This is a genomic window from Bradyrhizobium manausense (assembly GCF_001440035.1).
Lineage (GTDB): Bacteria > Pseudomonadota > Alphaproteobacteria > Rhizobiales > Xanthobacteraceae > Bradyrhizobium > Bradyrhizobium manausense.
The window spans coordinates 1-20631 of the sequence record NZ_LJYG01000103.1; the positions used below are offsets into that span (position 1 = coordinate 1).

The window sequence follows — 20631 nt, forward strand, 5'->3', positions numbered from 1 at the left end:
TCCGAGCACATGAGCGTCGCGGCGATCATCCTTGGCACCGGCCACCGTGAAGCGATCCCGGAAGCGGTCGAGTTGCTTGGGATTGATGGCAAAGACCATAAAACCATGCTCGAGCAGCATCTCCACCACTGGGCCATGCGGCGTCTCGATTGCCACCGCGATCTGTCCCGGTGCGGCCTTGGTCTTTTCGACCAGCCAATCACACAGCTCCGTCAGTCCGGCTCCACCATGCGCAAAGTCGCGCTGGCCGGCCGGCCGTCCTTCCGCATCCAGCAGGCAAACGCAATGACTCCGCGTTGCCCAATCGATCCCGACGAACCATTGCACGTCCTTGACCATCGTTGGATCTCCTCGCTCTCAAAGCGGGCCAACCGCGATCCTGATCGATCCCTGTACTGGCGCTCTCGGCGCAATGACCTCCTACTGGATCTCGATCGCGGACGTTCCGCTGGGGCGCGGTTCCTACGTGGGTGCTCAAGGCACGGGTGGACAAGGCTGCTCCCGACGGATCGGCCCGAATGGCCAGTCTACACCTCTAGGCCGGCCATGAACGTCAGAAGGGTACAGGGTGGATTGGCCGAAGGCGCAATCCACCACGTCTGTCTCAGCGGAAATGGAAGAGGTGGGTTACGCCGAGCAGATGCGCTTTGCGCATCTGCGGGGCTAACCCACCCTACGGAACCGCGCTTGTCGCTATTGCCACAACCGCATCAACGCGCCGTGCTTCCCCGTCACCGGGTCGGCCGGCGGCAGCGGCACCTTCGGGATCGTCTGCAACGCCTTGGCGTGGTTCTCCGGCGTTGCCCGTGTGATCTCCATCTTCGATCCCGGCGGATAAGCGCCGATCACGCAGAAATCATCGCTCGCCGTGATGCATTGATGCCCGGTGCCAGCAGGCAAAATCGCGACGTCGCCGGCCTTGATCTCCAGCTCCTGGCCGTGATCGCCGCCGAAGCGAACGCGGGCATGGCCGCGCGCAACGCCGAGCACCTCATGCACGGTCGCGTGGTAATGCAGATAGTCGTAGATGCCGTTGCGCCACGTGCCGCCCCATCCGTTGGTTTCGAACAGGTTTTCGATGGTCTGTTCGGGCTGCTTCGGATCGAGCGTCACCGCGCCCTGGTAAATGAGGAAGGGAAGGATGTTGTTCGGCACGAGCCCGTCATCCTCGAACACGATGGCGAGCGGCTCGGCATAGTCGCGAACGACGGACATGACAGAACTCCTGCACGACGGTCACAGGAATTAACGATGAGCGCGAACGCGTGTTCCTCCGTCATTCCGGGGCGACGCGCAGCGTCGAGCTATGATGCGCAATTGCGCATCATAGCTCGCGCTACGCGCGCCCCGGAATGACGAGGACGAGGAGCAGCCTTACGCGCTTTTCTTCTGCCGCATCAGATCGGCAAAGCGCTGGAACAGATAGTGTGAGTCGCGCGGACCGGGCGAGGCTTCCGGGTGGTACTGCACCGAGAACACCGGCTTGCCGTCGAGCTGGATGCCGCAGTTGGACCCATCAAACAATGAAATGTGGGTCTGCGTCGCGCCCTTGGGCAGCGTCTTTTCGTCCACGGCAAAGCCGTGATTCATCGAGGTGATCTCGACCTTGCCGGTGGTCTCGTCCTTGACCGGATGATTGGCGCCGTGATGGCCCTGATGCATCTTCTTGGTCTTCGCGCCGACGGCAAGGCCCAGCATCTGGTGGCCGAGGCAAATGCCGAAGGTCGGCGTGCCCGACTTGATGACGTCCTGGATCACAGGCACCGCGTATTTGCCTGTGGCGGCCGGATCGCCCGGGCCGTTCGACAGGAACACGCCGTCGGGCTTCATCGCCAGAATGTCTTCGGACGAGGTCGTCGCCGGCACCACCGTCACCTTGCAGCCGACGCCGGCGAGCAGGCGCAGAATGTTGCGCTTGATGCCGTAGTCGATCGCGACCACGTTGAACTCGGGCTGGTCCTGACGGCCAAAACCCTTGTTCCACAGCCAGGGTGTCTCGTCCCAGGTGAAGCGCTGGCCTGACGTGACCATCGGCACGAGGTCCATGCCCTCGAGGCCGGGCCATTCGCGCGCTTCTTCCTTCAGGCCATGCAGGTCGAACTCGCCGTCCTTGGCGTGCGCGATCACGGCATTGGGCATGCCCTTGCTGCGGATCAGCGCGGTCAGCGCGCGGGTGTCGATGCCGGACAGGCCGATGATGCCGCGCGCCTTCAGCCAGGCGTCGAGGTGCCTGGTGGCGCGGTAGTTCGAAGGATTGGTGATCGCGGCGCGCAGGATCACGCCGCGCGCGCCCGGCGTCGCGGCCATGTTCACCGTCTCGATGTCTTCCTCGTTGGTACCGACATTGCCGATATGCGGGAAGGTGAAGGTGATGAGCTGGCCGGCATAGGAGGGATCGGTGAGGATCTCCTCATAGCCGGTCATCGCGGTGTTGAAGCAGACTTCGCCGACGGCTTGGCCTTCGGCGCCGAGACCAAAGCCTTCGAGCACCGTGCCATCGGCAAGCACGAGGAGCGCGGTCGGTTTATGGTCCGGCCAGGCGGGATCGTTGTCATGTTGTGTCATGAGCCCGCTTCATAAGCCCCCCACGCCCGCCCGTCAAAGCGGGAAACGGCGGATTCACATGCGTTTTTGCATATTTGACAGGCCTCTTCAGGGACTTAGGACAGGTCTTGGGGTGGGTCCTGAAATTTTGCGCCGTTTTGGCCGTCAGGCGGGAAACAATGAACCCCCGGTGACAGGTCCGCACTGGCCTCTTTCCCCCGAACGGCTTAGATCAGGGGACAGATTAAGAGGACACGATCATGCTGCGCGACGACATCAACAATGCGGTCAAGGAGGCCATGAAGGCCAAGGACGAGCGCAAGCTCTCCACGCTGCGCATGGTCAATTCGACCATCAAGAACGCCGACATCGACGCCCGCGGCCAGGGCAAGCCGCCGCTGTCCGACGCCGACCTGCTCGCTGTGCTGCAGAAGATGATCAAGCAGCGCCAGGAGGCGGTCGAGCTCTACGACAAGGGCGGCCGCGCCGAGCTTGCCGCACAGGAGCGCGAGGAGATCGCGGTGATCTCGGCTTACTTGCCGAAGCAGATGGCAGAGGACGACGTGAAGAAGGCGATCTCCGATGCCATCGCCGAGACCGGCGCTGCCGGCATGAAGGACATGGGCAAGGTGATCGCGCTATTGCGCGCCAAGTTCGCGGGACAGATGGATTTCGGCAAGGCGTCTGGTCTGGTGAAGGCGGCGCTGTCGGGCTAGGCCGTCACTCCGGGGCGACGCGAAGCGCCGAGCCCGGAATCCATCGTGCCTCCGGCTCTGTTGCGAAATGGATTCTCAGGTGCGCAATTGCGCACCATAGCTCGCGCCAAGAGACGCGCCCCGGAATGACAGCAAGAAAAATGGGGAGGCCGCCGATGTCCGCCATAAAACCATTCCGCATCGCCATCAGCGACGACATCCTCGCCGATCTCAAATCACGCCTCGCCCGCACCCGCTGGCCGGAGGCGGAGCTGGTCGACGACTGGAGCCAGGGCGCGCCGCTGAAATGGATCCAGGAGATGTGCAGCTACTGGGCCAACGGTTACGACTGGCGTGCCCGTGAGGCAAAACTCAACCGCTTCGACCAGTTCACCACCGAGATCGACGGGCTCGACATCCACTTCCTGCATGTTCGTTCGAAGCAAGCGGGCGCGCTGCCGCTGATCATCACCCACGGCTGGCCCGGCTCGATCGTCGAATTCCAGAAGGTGATCGCGCCGCTCACTGATCCTGCCGGTCACGGTGGCAATCCCGCGGACGCCTTTCACGTGATCTGTCCCTCGCTGCCGGGTTTCGGCTTCTCGGCCAAGCCAACGACCACCGGCTGGGGCGTCGACCGCATCGCCGCGACCTGGGCGAAGCTGATGGACCGGCTGGGCTATGCGCGCCACGGCGCGCAAGGCGGCGACTGGGGCTCGGCCGTGACGAGCTCGCTGGGCGCGCAGGACTCGGAGCATTGTGCCGGCATCCACATCACGCTCGCCTTCAACGCCGCGCCGCGGGTCGAGGGCGAGCCGACACCGGAAGAAAAGCGCGCACTCGCCGGCCTCAAGCACTACGTCGATCTCGACTCCGGTTATTCCAAGCAGCAATCGACCCGGCCGCAGACGCTCGGCTATGGGCTGACGGATTCGCCAAGCGGGCAGGCGGCGTGGATCCTGGAAAAATTCTGGGCCTGGACCGATTGCAACGGCCACCCCGAGAACATTTTCGACAAGGACGAGCTGCTCGACAACGTCATGCTCTACTGGGCGACGGAAACGGCGACCTCGTCGGCACGGCTCTACTGGGAGAGTTTTGGCAAACGCCGCGCGACGCCGGCCGTGAAAGTGCCAACGGGTGTGGCCGTGTTCCCAAAGGAGATCATCACGCCGGTGCGGCGCTGGATGGAGCCGAACTTCACCAACATCACCCATTGGAGCGAGATGGAGCAGGGCGGGCATTTCGCCGCTTTCGAGCAGCCCGAGCTGTACGTGCGCGATGTCAGGACATTCTTCGCGACGGTGCGCTGAGCTCTCCGCTGTCATTCCGCGGTGCGCAAAGCGCGAACCCGGAATCTCGAGATTCCGGGTTTGGTCCTGCGGACCGCCCCGGAATGACGTAAAATAGAGATGCCATGGCCGGGACAAGCCCGGCCATGACGCCGCCGCCGGGAAACGATCATGCTCACCGAAGCCGCAACCTACGACGAGCTCTATCGCAACTTCCGCTGGGACATCCCGGCGCGCTTCAACATCGCGGATGCGTGCTGCGATCGCCATGCCGACGGAACCGGCCGGCTTGCGCTTGTTTATGTCGACGAAAACGGTGCGACCACGCGCACCTCGTTCGACGAAGTCGCCGAGATGTCGCGCCGTTTCGCCAATGTGCTGAAGGCGGATGGGCTTTCGCGTGGCGACCGCGTCGCGGTATTCCTGTCGCAGTCGCTGGAATTGCCGATCGCGCATATGGCGGCGTTTCGCTCCGGGCTGATATCGATCCCCCTGTTCGCGCTGTTCGGCGAGGACGCGCTGGAATTCCGCCTGTCGGATTCACAAGCGAAGGCGATCGTCACCGATGAGGCTGGCTGGGAGAAGCTCACCAAGATCCGCGATCGGCTGCCCTATCTGCAGGACATCTACATCACGAGCGGTGCCGTCCACGCCGGCGCGAAACCGTTCTGGTTGGCAATCGAAACCGCGTCTGAAGATTTTACTGACGTCGACACATCCGCCGATGATCCCGCGCTGATCATCTATACCTCGGGCACCACGGGTAATCCCAAGGGCGCGCTGCACGCGCATCGCGTCGTGCTCGGCCATCTTCCCAATGTCGAAATGTGTCATAACTTTCTGCCGCGCCCTGGCGATCTGATGTGGACGCCGGCGGACTGGGCCTGGATCGGTGGTCTCATCAACGGCCTGCTCTCGTTCTGGTATCACGGCATTCCGCTGGTTGGACATCGCGCGCGAAAATTCGAGCCGCAGGCGGCGATGCAGATGATGGCCGATCTCGGCGTCCGCAACGTCTTCCTGCCGCCGACCGCGCTGAAGCTGATGCGACAGGCGGGTGTGAAACACGCGAGCGTCAAGCTGCGCAGCATCTTTACCGGCGGTGAATCCCTCGGCGGCGAGCTGCTCGGCTGGGTGCGGGACACCTTCGGCATCGATGCGCACGAAGTGTTCGGCCAGACCGAGTGCAATCTGGTGATCGGCAGCAACTCCAATCTGTTTCCGATCCGGCCCGGCTCGATGGGCAAGGCGACGCCAGGGTTCGACGTCCGCATCGTCAACGACAAGGGCGAGGAGCAGCCACGCGGCCAGCGCGGCATCATCGGCGTGCGCCAGCCATGTCCCGTCACCATGCTCGAATACTGGCGCAACCCGGACGCGACAGCGAAGAAATATGCCGGCGAATTTCTGTTGACCGGCGATCTCGGCGTGCAGGATGAGGACGGCTATTTCTGGTATGTCAGCCGCGAGGACGACGTCATCACCACGGCCGGCTATCGCGTCGGACCGTCCGAGATCGAGCATACGCTGATGAAGCATCCGTCGGTGGCGATGGCCGCCGTGGTCGGCATTCCCGATCCGATCCGCACCGAATCGATCAAGGCCTGGATCGTGCTGCGCCCGGGGTTCGCGGCGGGTGATGCGCTCGCGCGCGAAATCCAGCAGTTCGTCAAGGTGCAGCTCGCCGCCCACGAATATCCGCGCTACGTGGAGTTCGCCGAGACCTTGCCGATGACCGCGACAGGAAAGGTGCTGCGGCGCGAATTGCGGGCGAGAGGTTAGAGCGTATTTTAGCGCGGCGGCGCCGACAGTGTAGACCGCAGCATCGCGGCAAGATCCTGCCGCTTGAACGGCTTGGTCAGAATGCGGGCGTCGACGCCGTCGGGCATCTTGACCGGATTCTGGCTGTAGCCGGAGGTGAACAGCACCTTGAGACCGGGCCGCAGCGCCGTCGCCTGCCGCGCAAGCTCCGGCCCGAACATGCCGCCGGGCATCACGACGTCGGTGAACAGCAGATGGACGTCGCCGGGCTTTTGCAGCACTTCCAGCGCCGCGGGCCCGTTCGACGTCGTGATGACGCGGTAGCCGAGCGTTCGCAGCTCATTCTCGACATAGGCGCGCACCATGTCGTCATCCTCGACGACGAGAATAGTCTCGCGTCCGTCGGGGACCGCGATCGGTTCTGCCGGAGCCGAGGCTTCGTCCTGGGCCGCAACGATGCGCGGGAAGAATAGCCTGACGACGCTGCCTTGCTTCGGTTCGGATTGTAGCTGCACCAGACCGCCTGACTGTTGCGCAAATCCGTAGACCATGCTCAGGCCGAGGCCTGTGCCCTTGCCGACCTCCTTGGTGGTGAAGAACGGCTCGAACGCGCGGCTCACGACATCATCGGCCATGCCGCAGCCGGTATCGGTCACAGCCACCATGACGTAGTCGCCCGGCCGCGGCTCGCCGTTGACGTCGAGATCGGATGGACCGAGCGAAATGTTGCGCACCTCGACCGTCAGTTTGCCGCCCTCAGGCATCGCGTCGCGCGCGTTGAGCACGAGGTTGAGCAGGGCGGTTGCGAGCTGGCCGGCATCGACGCTGGCCCGCCACAGATCTGCTCCAAAGGCAAAGCCGCATTCGATGTGCTCGCCGAGTGATCGCCGCAACAACTGCTCCATGCCGACGACCTGCTCGGCGATGTCGATCTCGCGCGGCCGCAACGGTTGCTTGCGCGCGAAGGCAAGCAGGCTGCGCGTCAGGTCGGAGCCGCGCTCGGCCGCGGTCGCGATATCGTCGGCGATCCGCTGCAATTCCTTGTTGTCCGCCAGCCGGTCGGCGAGATGCTCGGAGTTGCCGAGGATGACGGTCAGGAGATTGTTGAAGTCGTGCGCCACGCCGCCGGTGAGCTGGCCCATCGCCTCCATCTTCTGGGACTGGCTGAGCTTGTGGCTGAGATCTGAGATGGCGGCGCGCTGCTGCTCGAGCGACTCGGCGGTGCCGTTGAGCAGCATCATCAACCCGCCAAGCTCCCCGCCCGGATGCGGCGGCGGAATCCGTGCGCTGAGATCGCCGAGCCCGAGCCGCTTGGCCATTGCCGCGAGCCGGCCGACCTGGCGCCCGACGCTGACGGTCGCCAGGATCCAGACACCGGCGAGCAGCAGCAGCGAGGCCACAGTGAGGATCGCCAAATCCTCGTAGAGCCGGCGGTTGGCGGCGGCGACCAGCCCGTCCTTGGAGCGCCCGACCAGGATATAGAGGCCGGCCTTGCGGATCGACGGCGCCCGGGCGACGGCCCAGACCTGCGCGCGGCCGTCACGATCGGTGAGCTCGCGAGAAGGTTCACCGTCGGGCGCTGCCGCAAAGCGGAACAGATCAGAGCCAGCGATCGACGCGCCGATCGGATCGCTCCAGCCGCCGCGGGTGGGGGCCACCAGCACCGTACCCTTGCTGTCGAGGAACAGGATCTCCTTTTCGGCGAGCAAGCGCCTGTCGTGAAACTCCGCGAACTTGTTCAAGTTGAACGAGGCAAGCAGGATGAATTTCAGCGCGCCGGCGTCCGAGCGCACCGGATAGGCAATCTGGAGGACCGATAGTCCGGTCAGGCGGCCGAACACCGGCTCCACCGCGACGGCTCCTTGCGAGACCTTGGCCTGCTTGAAATAGGCACGGTCATTTAGATCGAGCCTGCGGTTGGTCCGGAGCGAGTCGCAGAACAGGCTGCCGTCCGGATTGATCGTCAGGATTCCCGTGAACTGCGGATATTCTTCGCGCACATCGGACAGGAAGGCGGAGCATGCCGCCTTGTCGCTTGTGTCGAGGTCGCGGGCGCGAGCAAGGCCATAGTGAAGCTGAGCCGTGCCCTGGATCTTCTCGCCAAGATCACTCGCGATGTCATCGGCCGAGGCAACGAGATTGGCCAGCGCAGCGTTGATCTCGCTGGAGCGGTTCTGCACGAAGCGCAAGCCGACGAGGCTCGCCGGTACCAGCATGGCCGCGATGACGAGGATCAGTAACCGGGTACGCAGGCTCATCGATTGGCCGGTCCGCTGTTCGCGTGTATGTGTTTGGAGGTACAATTTGCGGCACGATCGTCGGCCCCGTCCATAGGCATCGGCGCGAAATTGCCCGGATGGCTAAAGATTTTGTCACGCGTGCATCGCGGCGACGCTACAATTGCCCCGCCATCCGGCGTCAAGTTGCGCCCGGACGCAGTGACGCTAATATCGCGGCCTGCGCGCGACAAAAGATCGCGCCGATGCGCGGAGGAAGCTGATGTCCATCTCGGGCAAGGTCGATCCGGTGGTGCGTCCCGTCGTGGCGACCGATATCGCCGAGGCGCTGGCGGAGGGCCTGCGCGATTTCCAGGCGCTGCCGCTTTACGGGCTCTGCTTCGGCGCGCTCTACGCCGCTGGCGGCATCACCATCATGCTCTGCCTCACCGCCTTCGGCATGGTCTATCTCATCTATCCCTTGGCCGCCGGTTTCGCGCTGATCGGGCCGTTCGTGGCCATCGGCCTCTACGAGGTGAGCCGCCGCCGCGAGCGCGGCCAGCCCCTCTCTTTCGGTGCGATCTGGTCGGCGATACGCTCGCGCAGCGAAATCGGCTGGATGGCCTTCGTCACGCTGTTCGTGTTCGTGATCTGGATGTACCAGGTGCGGCTGTTGATCGCATTGTTGCTGGGCCTGCACGCCTCGTTCTCGAGCTTGCAGGAATTCATGACGGTGGTGCTGACCACCAATGAGGGTTTGCTGTTCCTCGCGATCGGCAATGCGGTCGGCGCGGCGTTGTCGTTGATTCTGTTTTCACTGACCGTGGTGTCGTTTCCGCTGCTGCTCGATCGCGAGGTCGATTTCGTCACCGCCATGGTGACGAGCGTGCGTGCGGTGGTGACCAGTCCGCTGCCGATGGTCGGCTGGGCCGCTGTCATCGTGATGCTGCTGATCGTGTCGGCGCTGCCGTATTTCCTCGGCCTGGTGGTGACGCTGCCGGTGCTCGGGCATGCGACATGGCATCTTTACCGGCGCCTGGTGGTGCCTCTTCCGTAATGCCGTAGGGTGGGCAAAGGCGCACTTGCGCCGTGCCCACGTCTTCCCATCAATTAGGAAAGACGTGGGCANCCCTACCATTTCGAGCTCGCGGTGCCCTACGGCGTCTTGATCCCCATCGCCTTCAGCGCATCCAGCATCCGCTGTGGCGGGCCGAGCTTGACGACGAGTGGCTTGCCGGTCTCGAGCAAGCTCTTGAGGCTGGACAGGATCGCGGGCCAGCCGGAGCGTCCGCCGGACAGGATGTCGTCGCTGAGCGGACGATCGTGGCCTTCGCTCATGGTCAGCCGGACAGCGTCGCCGACCTGCTCGATGTCGTAAGTGACGAGGGTCGGCCCCAGCTTCTCGATCAGCTCGGGCCAGTTGACGTTGAACGTCACCGCAAGCTTGCGCGGCGGATCGTAGGCGAGCACCTCGCCGCTGATATGCAGGGCGCCGTCGGGCGTCCGCACGATGAAGGCGCCGCCGAGCCGCGGCTCGACCTCCACGGTATTGCCGAAGAAATATTGCCTGCTGAACTCGGCCGAGGTCAGCGCCTCCCACACCTTCTCCGGCGTGGAGGCGATGTAGATGCTGTAGACCGTCAGTGGCTTGAACTGGTCGAGGTTCATTTCGCATCAAATCCCTTGTTGAGGGCTGCGCGCGGGATAGAGGTGACATAGACGAATTGCGGCTTACTCATCACGCTTCTCCAGCTGGCGTTTCAACTCGCTGAGTGCGGCGAGCTTGCCGCGCTCGAATTTCCTGATCCAGCGCTCGCCGATCTGGTGGATCGGCGTCGGGTTGAGATAGTGCAGCTTCTCGCGGCCATGCTTGATGGTCGTAACCAGATTGGCCTCTTCCAGGATGACCAGGTGCTTCGTCACCGCCTGGCGCGTCATCGCCAAGTCCTCGCAAAGCTCATTCAGCGATTGGCCGTTCCTGGCGTGGAGCCGGTCCAGCAGCGACCGTCGCGACGCATCGGCGAGCGCCTTGAAGACCTCATCCATGGCGGCGATAATAGGCAACCAAGTGGTTGCATGTCAAGATGGTGTCTTTGGCGCGTGCGAGCGGCCGTGCTAGCGTTGAAGCTCAGCCAACGCAGATTGGTTCCTGGGAGGACTTTGATGTTCCGTTGCGTCCTGACTGCTGCCGCCCTCGTTCTTTTCGCCGGCAGCGCTTCTGTTCACGCCCAGAAGCAGACGATCGGTGCGCCGCCGGAGGCATCGAACATGAAGCTGGTCGGCAGCAACGATCTTCAGGCCCGTAGCGCCTATCAGCCGACCATCCATCATCAGGGCGACCGCTGGATCGCCTATATCGGCCACCACGGCGGCACCGACGACGTGCCGGTTCCGGTCAATCCGATGACCGGCAATGCCGAGCCGAACGGGACCTCGATCGTCGACGTCACCGATCCCGCGCATCCCAAATATCTCAGGCACCTGCCGGGACAGGCGGGCAAATATGAATCCGGCGGCGCGCAGATGGTGCGCGTGTGCGACGGCAAGACCTTGCCGAAGGGCGATCCCAACGTGGTCTACATGCTGCGCACCTTCGGCGGCCAGGCGCACGAGATCTGGAACGTCGCTGACCCCGCCAATCCCGTGATGATCACGCGCCTTGGCGGCTTGAAGGACACGCACAAGAGCTGGTGGGAATGCGACACCGGCATTGCCTATCTCGTCTCGGGCGCGCCGGACTGGCGCACGCGGCGCATGACGCAGGTCTACGATCTCTCCGATCCCGCTCATCCGCAGAAGATCCGCGATTTCGGCCTGCCCGGCCAGGAGCCCGGCTCGACCGGCGCGGTGCCGACCGAATTGCACGGACCGATCTCGACCGGGCCCGACGGCAACCGCGTCTATTTCGGTTACGGCACCAACAAGGGCGGCATCCTGCAGATCGTCGATCGCGAGAAGCTGCTGACGGGGCCGAAGGAGCCGACGCCGGACAATCTGCGCTTTCCGGAGATCTCGCGGCTGCCGATGTCCGCCTTCAACGGCGCCCACACCACGTTCCCGATGCTCGACATGCCCGTGGCGGAATTTGCCGAGGACAAGGACGGCAAGACCCGCGACATCGTCATGATCGTGGATGAGGCGATTCTGAACGAATGCGGCGAGGCGAGGCAGATGGTGTGGTTCGCCGACGTCACCACCGAGACGCGGCCGATGATGATCTCGAGCTACACCGTGCCGGAGGCGAGCGGAAAGTTCTGCCAGCGCGGCGGCCGCTTCGGCTCGCATTCCTCGAACGAGAGCATGGCGCCGGTCTATTACAAGAAGATGGCCTTCATCGCCTTCTTCAATGCCGGCGTTCGCGCGCTCGACGTCCGCGATCCCTATCATCCAAGGGAAGTCGGCTATTTCATCCCGGCGATCACGGGCGCGACCGACAAGCGCTGCATTCCTGTGGAGGGCGGCGAGCGCTGCAAGGTCGCGATCCAGACCAACAATGTCGAAACCGACGACCGCGGCTATATCTACATCGTCGATCGCGCCAACACCGGCCTGCATATCCTCGAACTGACCGGCCCCGCGCGCGCCGTTGCCGGCCTGCCGAAGAATTGACGATACGGCCCGCGGCAGCGACCGCGCTTGCAATTGCCGTTCCGGCTCCTCTCATGCATTAATACAAGCGAAACGCCAGCGCGCAGAGTCCCCCCATGATGTCCATGCAAGCCTATCTCGCCTTTGTCGCCGCCTGCATTGCGCTGGCACTGCTGCCGGGGCCGATCGTGACCCTCGTCATCGCCAACGGCCTGCGGTACGGCACACGCTCGGCGCTGACCAACATTCTGGGCGTGCAGATGGGGCTCTTGATCGTGATCGGCATCCTTGCGGTCGGCCTCACCACCTTGATGGCGACGATGGGCTATTGGTTCAACTGGGTGCGCTTTGCGGGCGCGGCCTATCTGGTCTGGCTCGGCATCAAGCTGATCCGCTCGCCGGTCGAGGGCGTCAGCGCCGACGCGCCGCCGCCTCCGCCGCGCGGCGGCTTCCTCCTGCAGGGCTTCGTCGTCGCCTTGTCGAACCCGAAGCTGCTGGTGTTCTTCGGTGCGTTCATTCCGCAATTCATGGACATGAGCAAGGATCATTTGTCGCAGGTCCTGGTGCTCGGCATCACCTTCATGGTGCTGGCCGGCTTGACCGACGGTATCTACGCGTTGCTTGCCGGCCAGGTCCGCGGCTTCTTCTCGACGCGCCGCACCCGTCTGGTGTCGCGCGTCTCCGGCGGCTTCATGATCGGCGGCGGCATCTGGCTGGCGCTGATACGGGCCAAATGAGGATGCTAGCCGACCAGCAGCGCCGGTCTCAGCTCCGCCTCGATCTCCGCAAAGATCCTTGCCAGCCGCTCCGCCCATTGTTGCTGGCCGGATTGATCCGCGATCAGATCCTGGCGGATTTCGATGCCGGTGTTGACGAGACCGCGCGCCTCGCCATGAACGGGAATGGTGTAGTCGCTGAGATCGCTCACCGCATAGGGCTCGTTGTCGCCGACGACGAGATCGCCCTCGCTGCGTAAGTGTTTCAGCAGCAGCTGCGGCAGCACCTTGTCGTGATTGTACAGCGCGCCGATGTGCCAGGGCCGGGCGACGCCGGCATAGACGGGCGTGAAGCTGTGCAGCGACACCAGCACCGTTGGCCGCTTCGCGCGACTCCGGCGGTCGATCACCGCATCGATGCGATCATGATAGGGCTGAAAGATCTCGCGTCGCCGTGCCGCGCGCTCGCCATCCGAGATGCCTTCGTTGCGCGGGATCGCGGTCGCTTCTGAAATCACGGGGATCGAGCTCGCCACGCCAGGAGGACGGTTGCAGTCGATCACCAGCCGCGAATAGCGCTGTGCGATCAGATGCGCATTAAGCAAGTTTGCCAGCCGCTCGGCGACGCCGGCGATGCCGATGTCCCAGGCGATGTGCCTCGTTAGCTCGTCTTCCGATACACCGAGATCGCCGAGAGCGCGCGGCAGAATGCGGCCGTAATGGTCCGATGTGAGCAAAAAGGGTGATGTGCCCTCTGCATTTACCTCATGCACTGGCGGAATATCGCCGTCGCCCAGCAGTTGATCCGTCGCCTCGGCTGTGTTGAAAGCCATTCCTGATTGCCTGTGGAAAAAGCAGTCGCCCCGGACATTGGGCAAACATTAACAATGGGCCTGCCCAACATCACCATGATCTTCCGACGATGCCGCTGCTGACGATTCATCACAAGACCGAATATCGCTACTATCGTCCCGTGGCCTTCGGCGAACACAGATTCATGCTGCGTCCGAGCGATGGCCATGATCTGCGCGTGCTCGATTCCAGGCTCGATATCTCGCCGAAACCGATGTCGCTGCGCTGGATTCACGATGTGTTCGGCAATTCGGTCGCGATCGCCGATTTCGACGCGCGCGCGGACAGGCTGGTGTTCGACTGGCACGTCACCGTCGAGCACAATCCGGTGGACGAGTTCGCGCTGACGCCCGACGATCCCGCTTATTTCTATCCCTTCGCCTATGACGATGCGGAATTGTCCGATCTCGTCCAGTACATCACGGCGCAATATCCCGATCCCGAGGGCAGGATCTCGGCATGGGCGCGCGGCTTTCTCGACGAGACTGCGGCGTCGCCAACCTTCGACATCCTCAGCCGCATCACCCACGCCATCCGCAAGCAGTTCAGATACCAAAGGCGTCACGCGCCGGGCACGCAGAGCCCGTGCGAGACTTTGCTGCGGGGCACCGGCACCTGCCGCGACTACGCGCTGTTCATGATCGAGGCGCTGCGCCGGCTCGGCATCGCCGCGCGCTTCGTCTCCGGCTACGTCTTCGTGCCCGAGGATATCGCGCAGCACCATGTCGGCGGCGGCTCGACCCATGCCTGGGTGCAGGTGTATCTGCCAAGCGCGGGCTGGATCGAGTTCGATCCGACCAACGGCATCCTCGGCACCCGCGACCTCATCCGGGTCGCCGTCGCCCGCGACCCGCGCCAGGCCATCCCGCTGCACGGCATCTATATCGGCACCCAGGATGCGTTCGACGTCATGGATGTCAGCGTCAAGGTGGTCGCGGCCGAGGCGCTGGAAGCGGCGGTTGTGTAGACGAGCTGCTTCCTTCGTCATTGCCAGCGAAGCGCAGCAATCCAGGCCGTTTCCGCGGAGGGACTCTGGATTGCTTCGCAATTTTGTCGCGGGCTCCTCGCAATGACGGCGTGGAGAGTTTATAGACCCCCCATGACCTCCAACCGTCTCTTCGTCTACGGCACGCTGATGCGCGGCTTCGACCATCCGATGGCGCGGCTGCTCTCGCAGCATGCGGATTTCCTGGGTGAGGCCACCTGCCGCGGCCGGCTGGTGCTGGTGAAGCATTATCCGGGATTGCTGCTGTCCGAGGTGTCATCGGATGTCGTGCATGGCGAGCTGTTCGCCTTGCGCGCCGGCGACGAGCTGTTGCGCGAGCTCGACATGTACGAGGCCTGCGGCGAGGGCTTTCCGGAGCCGACCGAATATCTGCGCATGCTGATCGAGGTATCAGGCGCGGATGGCGTTGCGGAGAAGGCCTGGACCTACGTCTACAACTGGCCGGTGACGGGCCTGCCGCACATAGCGTCCGGCCGCTTTCTTGACCACTGAGCCTGATCCGGAAAAGTGCGCAGCGGTTTTCAACAAGATCATGCTCAAACAAAAACTTAAAGCGCGATTCATCGCGCGTTAAGCCGACAGCACTTCCTTCACCACGCGCACATCGAGCTCGCGCTCGACATAGCTCCATTCTTCGGTCCGCCTCAGCATCCCCACCAGCTCCTCGAACAGCGAGGCATGCGCGGGGGAAAATTCGAACCAGGTCAGGAAATCGAAGGGCTCGCCGAGGTCGCGGCAGTGATAGAGCTGGCGCGCGATGGCGGGCAGGAAGCGCATGCTGCTGGCGATATGGTGCGACCTGTCTTCGAAGATCTTGCGCCGCTCTTCCTGCGTCAGCTCCCACCAAGCGGCCGATTTGCGGATCGGGATCAGCGCCGCGCTCGTCGCCTCCAGCCGGCCGAGGCCGGCCTGCACGCTCTCGAGCTGCTGCTTCTCGGCCCGCTCGGTATAGCGCAGGTTGCTCGGCACGCCGACCAGGCGCCAGGCATTGCGCGAGGGCACCAGCGGCAGCGCGACGGCCTCGCCGTCGGTCACCGACAGCGCCGGCATGAAGGGCAGGGGCTCGCCCGTCACGGGCGACATCGAAGTCACGCGCCAGCCCCCGCTCTGGCCACCTCGAAAGGTCCTGAACATGGCGCTATCGAAGCGTGGAACCGGGCGGGGTTCAAGGGGGGCGTCCACCGTCATTCCGGGGCGCCCGAAGGGCGAACCCGGAATCGATTTCTCCCAGCATTCCGGCGGCGCGATGGATTCTCAGGTGCGCAATTGCGCACCATAGCTCGCCCCTTTCGGGGCGCCCCGGAATGACGGCCCCTGTGCATAGGTCGAATAGTCAGGATAACCCGCGTAAACCTGACTTCTGGCTGCCCCGCAGCTATATCCCAGATCCTTCGCCCGACTCACCCCGGTTCGCGCTACACCATGGCCATGCGCTTCACGCCCCAATTCCTTGACGAGCTTCGTGCCCGGCTTTCGGTCTCCGAGGTCGTGGGCAAGCGCGTCAAGCTGAAGAAGGCGGGGCGGGAGTGGAAGGGGCTGTCGCCATTCCAGCAGGAGAAGACGCCGTCCTTCTATGTCAACGACCAGAAGGGTTTTTACCACGACTTCTCCTCCGGCAAGCACGGCGACATCATCAGCTTCGTGATGGAGACCGACGGTGTGCCGTTCGGCGAGGCGGTCGAGCGGCTCNGGCATGGCCGGGCTGCCGCTGCCGGCGGTGACGCCGGATGCGGCGCGGCACGAGGAGCGGCGCCGCACGCTGCATGACGTGATGGAGCTTGCGGCCAAGTTCTTCTCGGAGACGCTGGCCTCGCGCGTCGGTGCCAAAGCGCGCGGTTATCTCGCCGACCGCGCCATCTCGCCGGCGACGCAATTGCAATTCCGCCTCGGCTATGCCTCGCCCGATCGCTTCGCGCTGAAGGAGCATCTCGGCAAGCTCGGCGTGTCCGTCGAGGACATGGTCGAGACCGGCCTGCTCGTTGCCGGCGACGACATTCCCGTGCCCTATGACCGCTTCCGCGATCGCGTGATGTTTCCGATTGCGGATCTGCGCGGCCGCGTCATTGCCTTCGGCGGACGCGCGCTGGAGAAGGACGTTCCGGCCAAGTACCTGAACTCGCCGGAGACGCCGCTCTTCCACAAGGGCGACAATCTCTACAATCACCAGACCGCGCGCAAAGCCACCCATGATGGCAGCCCGCTGATCGTGGTCGAAGGCTATGTCGACGTCATCGCCATGGTCACCGCGGGTTTTGCAGGCGCGGTCGCGCCGCTCGGCACCGCGCTCACGGAAAGCCAGCTCGCGCTGCTCTGGAAGATGGCGGACGAGCCGATCCTCTGCTTTGACGGCGACCGCGCCGGACAGAAGGCGGCTTATCGTGCTGCGGACCTTGCCTTGCCGTTTCTCGCGCCGGGAAAAAGTCTTCGGTTCGCGCTGCTCCCCGAGGGGCAGGACCCCGACGATCTCGTCCGCTCAGGCGGCCGCGGCGCGATGGAAGAGGTGATCGCGGCGGCGCGTCCGCTCGCCGACATGCTGTGGTCGCGCGAGCTCGAAGGCGGCAACTTTGCCACGCCCGAGCGCCGTGCCGCGCTGGAAGCGCGCATCAGGGAATTGTCCAACGGCATCCGCGACGAGGTTGTCAGGCGCTATTATCGCGACGAGTTCATCGAGCGGCTGCAGCGCACCTTCTCGCCGGACGGCGGCCGCGGCGGCTTTGCTGGCAGGGGCGGTTTCCGCCATGGCCATGGAGCAGGCGGCCGCTCCTTCCAGCTCCGCGGCGGTCAGGCGAATCGATTCGGTGGGCAGGGCTTTGGAGGCGGCCGCCGCGGNGGGCCGGCCCCGCTGCCATCAGGCCCCTACCAGGCGGCGAGCCCCCAGTTGGCGGCGAGCCCGATCATGCGCGGCCAGCGCAGCGCCATCTCCCGGCGGGAGGCGCTGATTCTGCAGTGCCTGATCAACCACCCCTGGCTGCTGCATGACCATCTCGAGGAGGTGGCGGCCCTGGAGATCGCCCATCCCGAGGCCCACAAGCTCCGGGCCGCCATTATCAGCGCCTTCGTCAACGATCATTACCACTCCCCGGACCCCGAGGAGCAGGCCGAGAAGATGCGCGGCGACCTCGAAAAGAGCGGATTTTCTCAGGTTCTTCAACGGGTTGAAGGCGCGATCACAACCGCGGCGGTGTGGGGCGCCCGCGAGGGCGCGGCCAGGGACGACGTTCTTGCCACCTGGCATCAGCTCGTTGCCTTGCATCGGCAATGGCATTCACTACTTAGAGAGCTGAAAGACGCCGAGCTGGCCTTGGGGGAGGACCCCAGCGAGGCCAATTTGGCGTGGCTGCGTGACGTCAAGGCTCGGATAGGCGAGGTCGACGGTACCGAGGCCCTGATCGAGGGTTTTGGCGAGCTGTCGGGCAGGTTCCAGAAGAGCGTATGATGAAAGATTCATGCGGACGGCCGGGTTAGGTATCGCTAAAAGACTCGCCAAATCCAAGGTTTGGCGGCAAAAACAGGGTTAATCGAGGCTTAACGGTCTTGTAGCACTTTGGCCTCGCGGCCGCAGGCAGAACAGACGCGTCAGGAATGTATCCGCGCAACAGCTGTTGGCACTTCACCTGCATCCGCCGCGACAAAGGCTCACGAAGCGTTAGGCAAATCCGGCGAGAGAAAGGTCGGGGTGGCGAGATGTGTGCGCGCCGCCCTTTCCGTGTCGAGATCTGACGAAGCGAGAGCGTCGAGCAACAGGTTCAAGTGATTTCACGCAGGCGCAGCGCACGTCTGCATGAAACGCGTTTAGGAGCAATGGATGGCCACCAAGGCAAAGACGCTGCAGGCGAAGGACAAGGAAAAAGACGACAAGGCAGCGGACGCTCCCGAGAAGGATTCCCAGGACGCGCCGTCGCCCTTGCTCGATCTGTCCGACGCGGCAGTGAAGAAGATGATCAAGCAGGCCAAGAAGCGCGGCTTCGTGACCTTCGATCAGCTCAATGAAGTGTTGCCGTCCGACCAGACCTCGCCGGAGCAGATCGAGGACATCATGTCCATGCTCTCCGACATGGGCATCAACGTCACCGAAGCCGAGGATAGCGAAGGCGAGGAAGAGAAGGACGAGGCCGACGACGAGACCGATAATGAGCTCGTCGAGGTCACCCAGAAGGCCGTCACCGAGGTCAAGAAGAGCGAGCCGGGCGAGCGCACCGACGATCCCGTGCGCATGTATCTGCGCGAGATGGGCACGGTCGAGCTGCTCTCCCGCGAAGGCGAAATCGCCATTGCCAAGCGCATCGAGGCCGGCCGCGAGGCGATGATCGCGGGTCTCTGCGAAAGCCCGCTGACCTTCCAGGCCATCATCATCTGGCGCGACGAACTCAACGAAGGCAAGATCTTCCTTCGCGACATCATCGATCTCGAAGCGACCTATGCCGGTCCCGAGGCCAAGGGCGGCATGAACACCGCGATGATCGCAGGTCCCACTGGGGAGAACGGCGAGGCGCCGGCCGAAGGCGAGGCGGCAGCTAGCGTCGCTGGCGCACCCGCGCATGTCGCGCCGCCCGCGGCGCCCCCGGCACCGACCCCGTTCCGCGCCGCTCCCGCCGCTGGCGCAGAGGCCGGCGAGGAGAAGGATCCGGCCGAGGCTGCGGCCGAGTCCGACATGGACGACGACGAGTTCGAGAACCAGATGTCGCTTGCGGCCATCGAGGCCGAGCTCAAGCCGAAGGTCGTCGAGATCTTCGACAAGATCGCCGACAGCTACAAGAAGCTGCGCAAGCTTCAGGAGCAGGACATCCAGAACCAGCTCCAGAACGAGTCGCTCTCGCCGCACCAGGAGCGCAAGTACAAGAAGCTGAAGGACGAGATCATCGTCGAGGTGAAGTCGCTGCGCCTCAACCAGGCCCGTATCGACTCGCTCGTCGAGCAGCTCTACGACATCAACAAGCGCCTCGTCTCGCATGAGGGCCGCCTGATGCGCCTTGCCGACAGCCATGGCGTCGCGCGCGAGGACTTCCTGCGCAACTACACTGGCTCGGAGCTCGATCCGCGCTGGCTCAACCGCGTTTCGAAACTCTCGGCCAAGGGCTGGAAGAACTTCGTCCATCACGAGAAGGATCGCATCAAGGACCTCCGTCACGAGGTGCATCAGCTCGCCGCGCTGACGGGCCTCGAGATCGTCGAGTTCCGCAAGATCGTGCACTCCGTGCAGAAGGGCGAGCGCGAAGCGCGCCAGGCCAAGAAGGAGATGGTGGAAGCCAACCTCCGTCTGGTGATCTCGATCGCCAAGAAGTACACCAACCGCGGCCTGCAATTCCTCGACCTGATCCAGGAAGGCAATATCGGCCTGATGAAGGCGGTCGATAAGTTCGAATACCGCCGCGGCTACAAGTTCTCGACCTACGCCACCTGGTGGATCCGGCAGGCGATCACCCGCTCGATCGCCGACCAGGCCCGCACCATCCGCATCCCCGTGCACATGATCGAGACCATCAACAAGATCGTGCGCACGTCGAGGCAAATGCTCAACGAGATCGGCCGCGAGCCGACCCCGGAAGAGCTCGCCGAAAAGCTCGGCATGCCCTTGGAGAAGGTGCGCAAGGTCCTCAAGATCGCCAAGGAGCCCTTGTCGCTCGAAACTCCCGTCGGTGACGAAGAGGATTCACATCTCGGCGATTTCATCGAGGACAAGAACGCGATCCTCCCCATCGACGCCGCGATCCAGTCGAACCTGCGCGAGACCACCACGCGCGTGCTCGCCTCCCTCACCCCGCGCGAAGAGCGCGTGCTGCGCATGCGCTTCGGCATCGGAATGAACACCGACCACACGCTGGAAGAAGTGGGGCAGCAGTTCTCGGTCACCAGAGAGCGTATCCGCCAGATCGAGGCGAAGGCGCTGCGGAAGCTGAAGCATCCGTCGCGGTCGAGGAAGCTGCGGAGCTTCTTGGATAATTAATTCGAACTTCAATCTGA

General features: G+C 63.8%; 18 protein-coding genes and 2 pseudogenes. 12 read left to right on the top strand and 8 right to left on the bottom strand.

Features of this window, described 5'->3' with window-relative positions; all coding sequences use genetic code 11:
* The 3 genes from AOQ71_RS43940 to carA form a co-directional block, all read right to left on the bottom strand.
* Positions 1-339: IS110 family transposase (locus tag AOQ71_RS43940; protein ID WP_157083506.1), on the bottom strand; the 339-nt coding region annotated here is incomplete at its 3' end.
* A 354-nt stretch (positions 340-693) separates the two neighbouring features.
* Positions 694-1215 carry a cupin domain-containing protein gene (locus AOQ71_RS27005; protein WP_057753116.1) on the bottom strand — a complete coding sequence of 174 codons (522 nt, stop codon included), beginning with the start codon at positions 1213-1215 and terminating at the stop codon, positions 694-696.
* Between the two features lie 159 nt (positions 1216-1374).
* The gene (gene carA, locus AOQ71_RS27010; RefSeq protein ID WP_057753117.1) at positions 1375-2565 is read right to left on the bottom strand and encodes a glutamine-hydrolyzing carbamoyl-phosphate synthase small subunit; all 1191 of its coding nucleotides are present in this window, start codon (positions 2563-2565) and stop codon (positions 1375-1377) included.
* Between the two features lie 239 nt (positions 2566-2804).
* Here carA and AOQ71_RS27015 point away from each other — a divergent pair, with 239 nt between their 5' ends.
* The 3 genes from AOQ71_RS27015 (at position 2805) to AOQ71_RS27025 (ending at position 6313) form a co-directional block, all read left to right on the top strand.
* On the top strand, positions 2805-3260 hold the full coding sequence (locus AOQ71_RS27015; RefSeq protein ID WP_057753118.1) for a GatB/YqeY domain-containing protein: 456 nt from the start codon (positions 2805-2807) through the stop codon (positions 3258-3260).
* A 155-nt stretch (positions 3261-3415) separates the two neighbouring features.
* Positions 3416-4552 (top strand): epoxide hydrolase family protein, encoded by a 1137-nt coding sequence (locus AOQ71_RS27020; RefSeq protein WP_057753119.1) that lies wholly within the window; start codon positions 3416-3418, stop codon positions 4550-4552.
* A gap of 150 nt (positions 4553-4702) precedes the next feature.
* On the top strand, positions 4703-6313 hold the full coding sequence (locus AOQ71_RS27025; RefSeq protein WP_057753120.1) for an acyl-CoA synthetase: 1611 nt from the start codon (positions 4703-4705) through the stop codon (positions 6311-6313).
* Positions 6314-6321: 8 nt separating this feature from the next.
* Here AOQ71_RS27025 and AOQ71_RS27030 read toward each other — a convergent pair whose 3' ends face one another.
* On the bottom strand, positions 6322-8550 hold the full coding sequence (locus AOQ71_RS27030) for an ATP-binding protein (RefSeq protein WP_057753121.1): 2229 nt from the start codon (positions 8548-8550) through the stop codon (positions 6322-6324).
* 241 nt (positions 8551-8791) lie between these two features.
* Between AOQ71_RS27030 and AOQ71_RS27035 the strand changes: the two genes are divergently transcribed.
* Complete coding sequence (locus AOQ71_RS27035; protein WP_057753122.1) at positions 8792-9565, top strand: DUF2189 domain-containing protein; 774 nt, start codon at positions 8792-8794, stop codon at positions 9563-9565.
* Between the two features lie 98 nt (positions 9566-9663).
* On the opposite strand, the gene AOQ71_RS27040 is transcribed toward AOQ71_RS27035, so the two are convergent.
* Positions 9664-10176 carry an SRPBCC family protein gene (locus tag AOQ71_RS27040; protein ID WP_057753123.1) on the bottom strand — a complete coding sequence of 171 codons (513 nt, stop codon included), beginning with the start codon at positions 10174-10176 and terminating at the stop codon, positions 9664-9666.
* Between the two features lie 63 nt (positions 10177-10239).
* Complete coding sequence (locus AOQ71_RS27045; RefSeq protein WP_057753124.1) at positions 10240-10554, bottom strand: ArsR/SmtB family transcription factor; 315 nt, start codon at positions 10552-10554, stop codon at positions 10240-10242.
* Positions 10555-10671: 117 nt separating this feature from the next.
* Here AOQ71_RS27045 and AOQ71_RS27050 point away from each other — a divergent pair, with 117 nt between their 5' ends.
* Both AOQ71_RS27050 and AOQ71_RS27055 read left to right on the top strand, forming a co-directional pair.
* The gene (locus AOQ71_RS27050; protein WP_057753125.1) at positions 10672-12117 is read left to right on the top strand and encodes an LVIVD repeat-containing protein; all 1446 of its coding nucleotides are present in this window, start codon (positions 10672-10674) and stop codon (positions 12115-12117) included.
* A gap of 98 nt (positions 12118-12215) precedes the next feature.
* Entirely contained in the window at positions 12216-12833 is a 618-nt protein-coding gene (locus AOQ71_RS27055) for a LysE family translocator (protein ID WP_057753136.1), read from the top strand.
* A 5-nt stretch (positions 12834-12838) separates the two neighbouring features.
* On the opposite strand, the gene AOQ71_RS27060 is transcribed toward AOQ71_RS27055, so the two are convergent.
* Positions 12839-13645 (bottom strand): N-formylglutamate amidohydrolase, encoded by an 807-nt coding sequence (locus AOQ71_RS27060; protein ID WP_057753126.1) that lies wholly within the window; start codon positions 13643-13645, stop codon positions 12839-12841.
* 89 nt (positions 13646-13734) lie between these two features.
* On the opposite strand from AOQ71_RS27060, the gene AOQ71_RS27065 reads away from it, so the two are divergent.
* Together AOQ71_RS27065 and AOQ71_RS27070 are read left to right on the top strand one after the other, a co-directional pair.
* Entirely contained in the window at positions 13735-14631 is an 897-nt protein-coding gene (locus AOQ71_RS27065) for a transglutaminase family protein (RefSeq protein WP_057753127.1), read from the top strand.
* A gap of 132 nt (positions 14632-14763) precedes the next feature.
* Positions 14764-15162 (top strand): gamma-glutamylcyclotransferase family protein, encoded by a 399-nt coding sequence (locus tag AOQ71_RS27070; RefSeq protein WP_057753128.1) that lies wholly within the window; start codon positions 14764-14766, stop codon positions 15160-15162.
* A gap of 78 nt (positions 15163-15240) precedes the next feature.
* On the opposite strand, the gene AOQ71_RS27075 is transcribed toward AOQ71_RS27070, so the two are convergent.
* A complete protein-coding gene (locus AOQ71_RS27075; RefSeq protein WP_057753129.1) occupies positions 15241-15804 on the bottom strand; it encodes a chlorite dismutase family protein in 564 nt (187 codons plus the stop codon).
* A gap of 294 nt (positions 15805-16098) precedes the next feature.
* Between AOQ71_RS27075 and AOQ71_RS48595 the strand changes: the two genes are divergently transcribed.
* The 4 genes and pseudogenes from AOQ71_RS48595 to rpoD form a co-directional block, all read left to right on the top strand.
* The coding region (locus AOQ71_RS48595) for a CHC2 zinc finger domain-containing protein (RefSeq protein WP_245317174.1) at positions 16099-16359 on the top strand (261 nt) is incomplete at its 3' end.
* Between the two features lies 1 nt (position 16360).
* Positions 16361-17499 (top strand): annotated as a pseudogene (gene dnaG / locus AOQ71_RS48600) (DNA primase); the annotation flags it as partial.
* Between the two features lies 1 nt (position 17500).
* A pseudogene (locus AOQ71_RS48605) lies at positions 17501-18106 on the top strand (DNA primase); the annotation flags it as partial.
* Between the two features lie 369 nt (positions 18107-18475).
* Positions 18476-20614 carry an RNA polymerase sigma factor RpoD gene (rpoD, locus tag AOQ71_RS27085; RefSeq protein ID WP_057753130.1) on the top strand — a complete coding sequence of 713 codons (2139 nt, stop codon included), beginning with the start codon at positions 18476-18478 and terminating at the stop codon, positions 20612-20614.
* Positions 20615-20631: the final 17 nt, after the last annotated feature.

Coding starts and splice junctions, on each gene's coding strand:
- AOQ71_RS27015 (WP_057753118.1), top strand. CDS start 2,805: ATGCTGCGCGACGACATCAACAATGCGGTCAAGGAGGCCATGAAGGCC.
- AOQ71_RS27075 (WP_057753129.1), bottom strand. CDS start 15,804: ATGTTCAGGACCTTTCGAGGTGGCCAGAGCGGGGGCTGGCGCGTGACT.
- AOQ71_RS27025 (WP_057753120.1), top strand. CDS start 4,703: ATGCTCACCGAAGCCGCAACCTACGACGAGCTCTATCGCAACTTCCGC.
- AOQ71_RS27070 (WP_057753128.1), top strand. CDS start 14,764: ATGACCTCCAACCGTCTCTTCGTCTACGGCACGCTGATGCGCGGCTTC.
- AOQ71_RS27060 (WP_057753126.1), bottom strand. CDS start 13,645: ATGGCTTTCAACACAGCCGAGGCGACGGATCAACTGCTGGGCGACGGC.
- AOQ71_RS27030 (WP_057753121.1), bottom strand. CDS start 8,550: ATGAGCCTGCGTACCCGGTTACTGATCCTCGTCATCGCGGCCATGCTG.
- AOQ71_RS27020 (WP_057753119.1), top strand. CDS start 3,416: ATGTCCGCCATAAAACCATTCCGCATCGCCATCAGCGACGACATCCTC.
- AOQ71_RS27045 (WP_057753124.1), bottom strand. CDS start 10,554: ATGGATGAGGTCTTCAAGGCGCTCGCCGATGCGTCGCGACGGTCGCTG.
- AOQ71_RS27035 (WP_057753122.1), top strand. CDS start 8,792: ATGTCCATCTCGGGCAAGGTCGATCCGGTGGTGCGTCCCGTCGTGGCG.
- AOQ71_RS27040 (WP_057753123.1), bottom strand. CDS start 10,176: ATGAACCTCGACCAGTTCAAGCCACTGACGGTCTACAGCATCTACATC.
- AOQ71_RS27055 (WP_057753136.1), top strand. CDS start 12,216: ATGTCCATGCAAGCCTATCTCGCCTTTGTCGCCGCCTGCATTGCGCTG.
- carA (WP_057753117.1), bottom strand. CDS start 2,565: ATGACACAACATGACAACGATCCCGCCTGGCCGGACCATAAACCGACC.
- rpoD (WP_057753130.1), top strand. CDS start 18,476: ATGGCCACCAAGGCAAAGACGCTGCAGGCGAAGGACAAGGAAAAAGAC.
- AOQ71_RS27050 (WP_057753125.1), top strand. CDS start 10,672: ATGTTCCGTTGCGTCCTGACTGCTGCCGCCCTCGTTCTTTTCGCCGGC.
- AOQ71_RS27005 (WP_057753116.1), bottom strand. CDS start 1,215: ATGTCCGTCGTTCGCGACTATGCCGAGCCGCTCGCCATCGTGTTCGAG.
- AOQ71_RS27065 (WP_057753127.1), top strand. CDS start 13,735: ATGCCGCTGCTGACGATTCATCACAAGACCGAATATCGCTACTATCGT.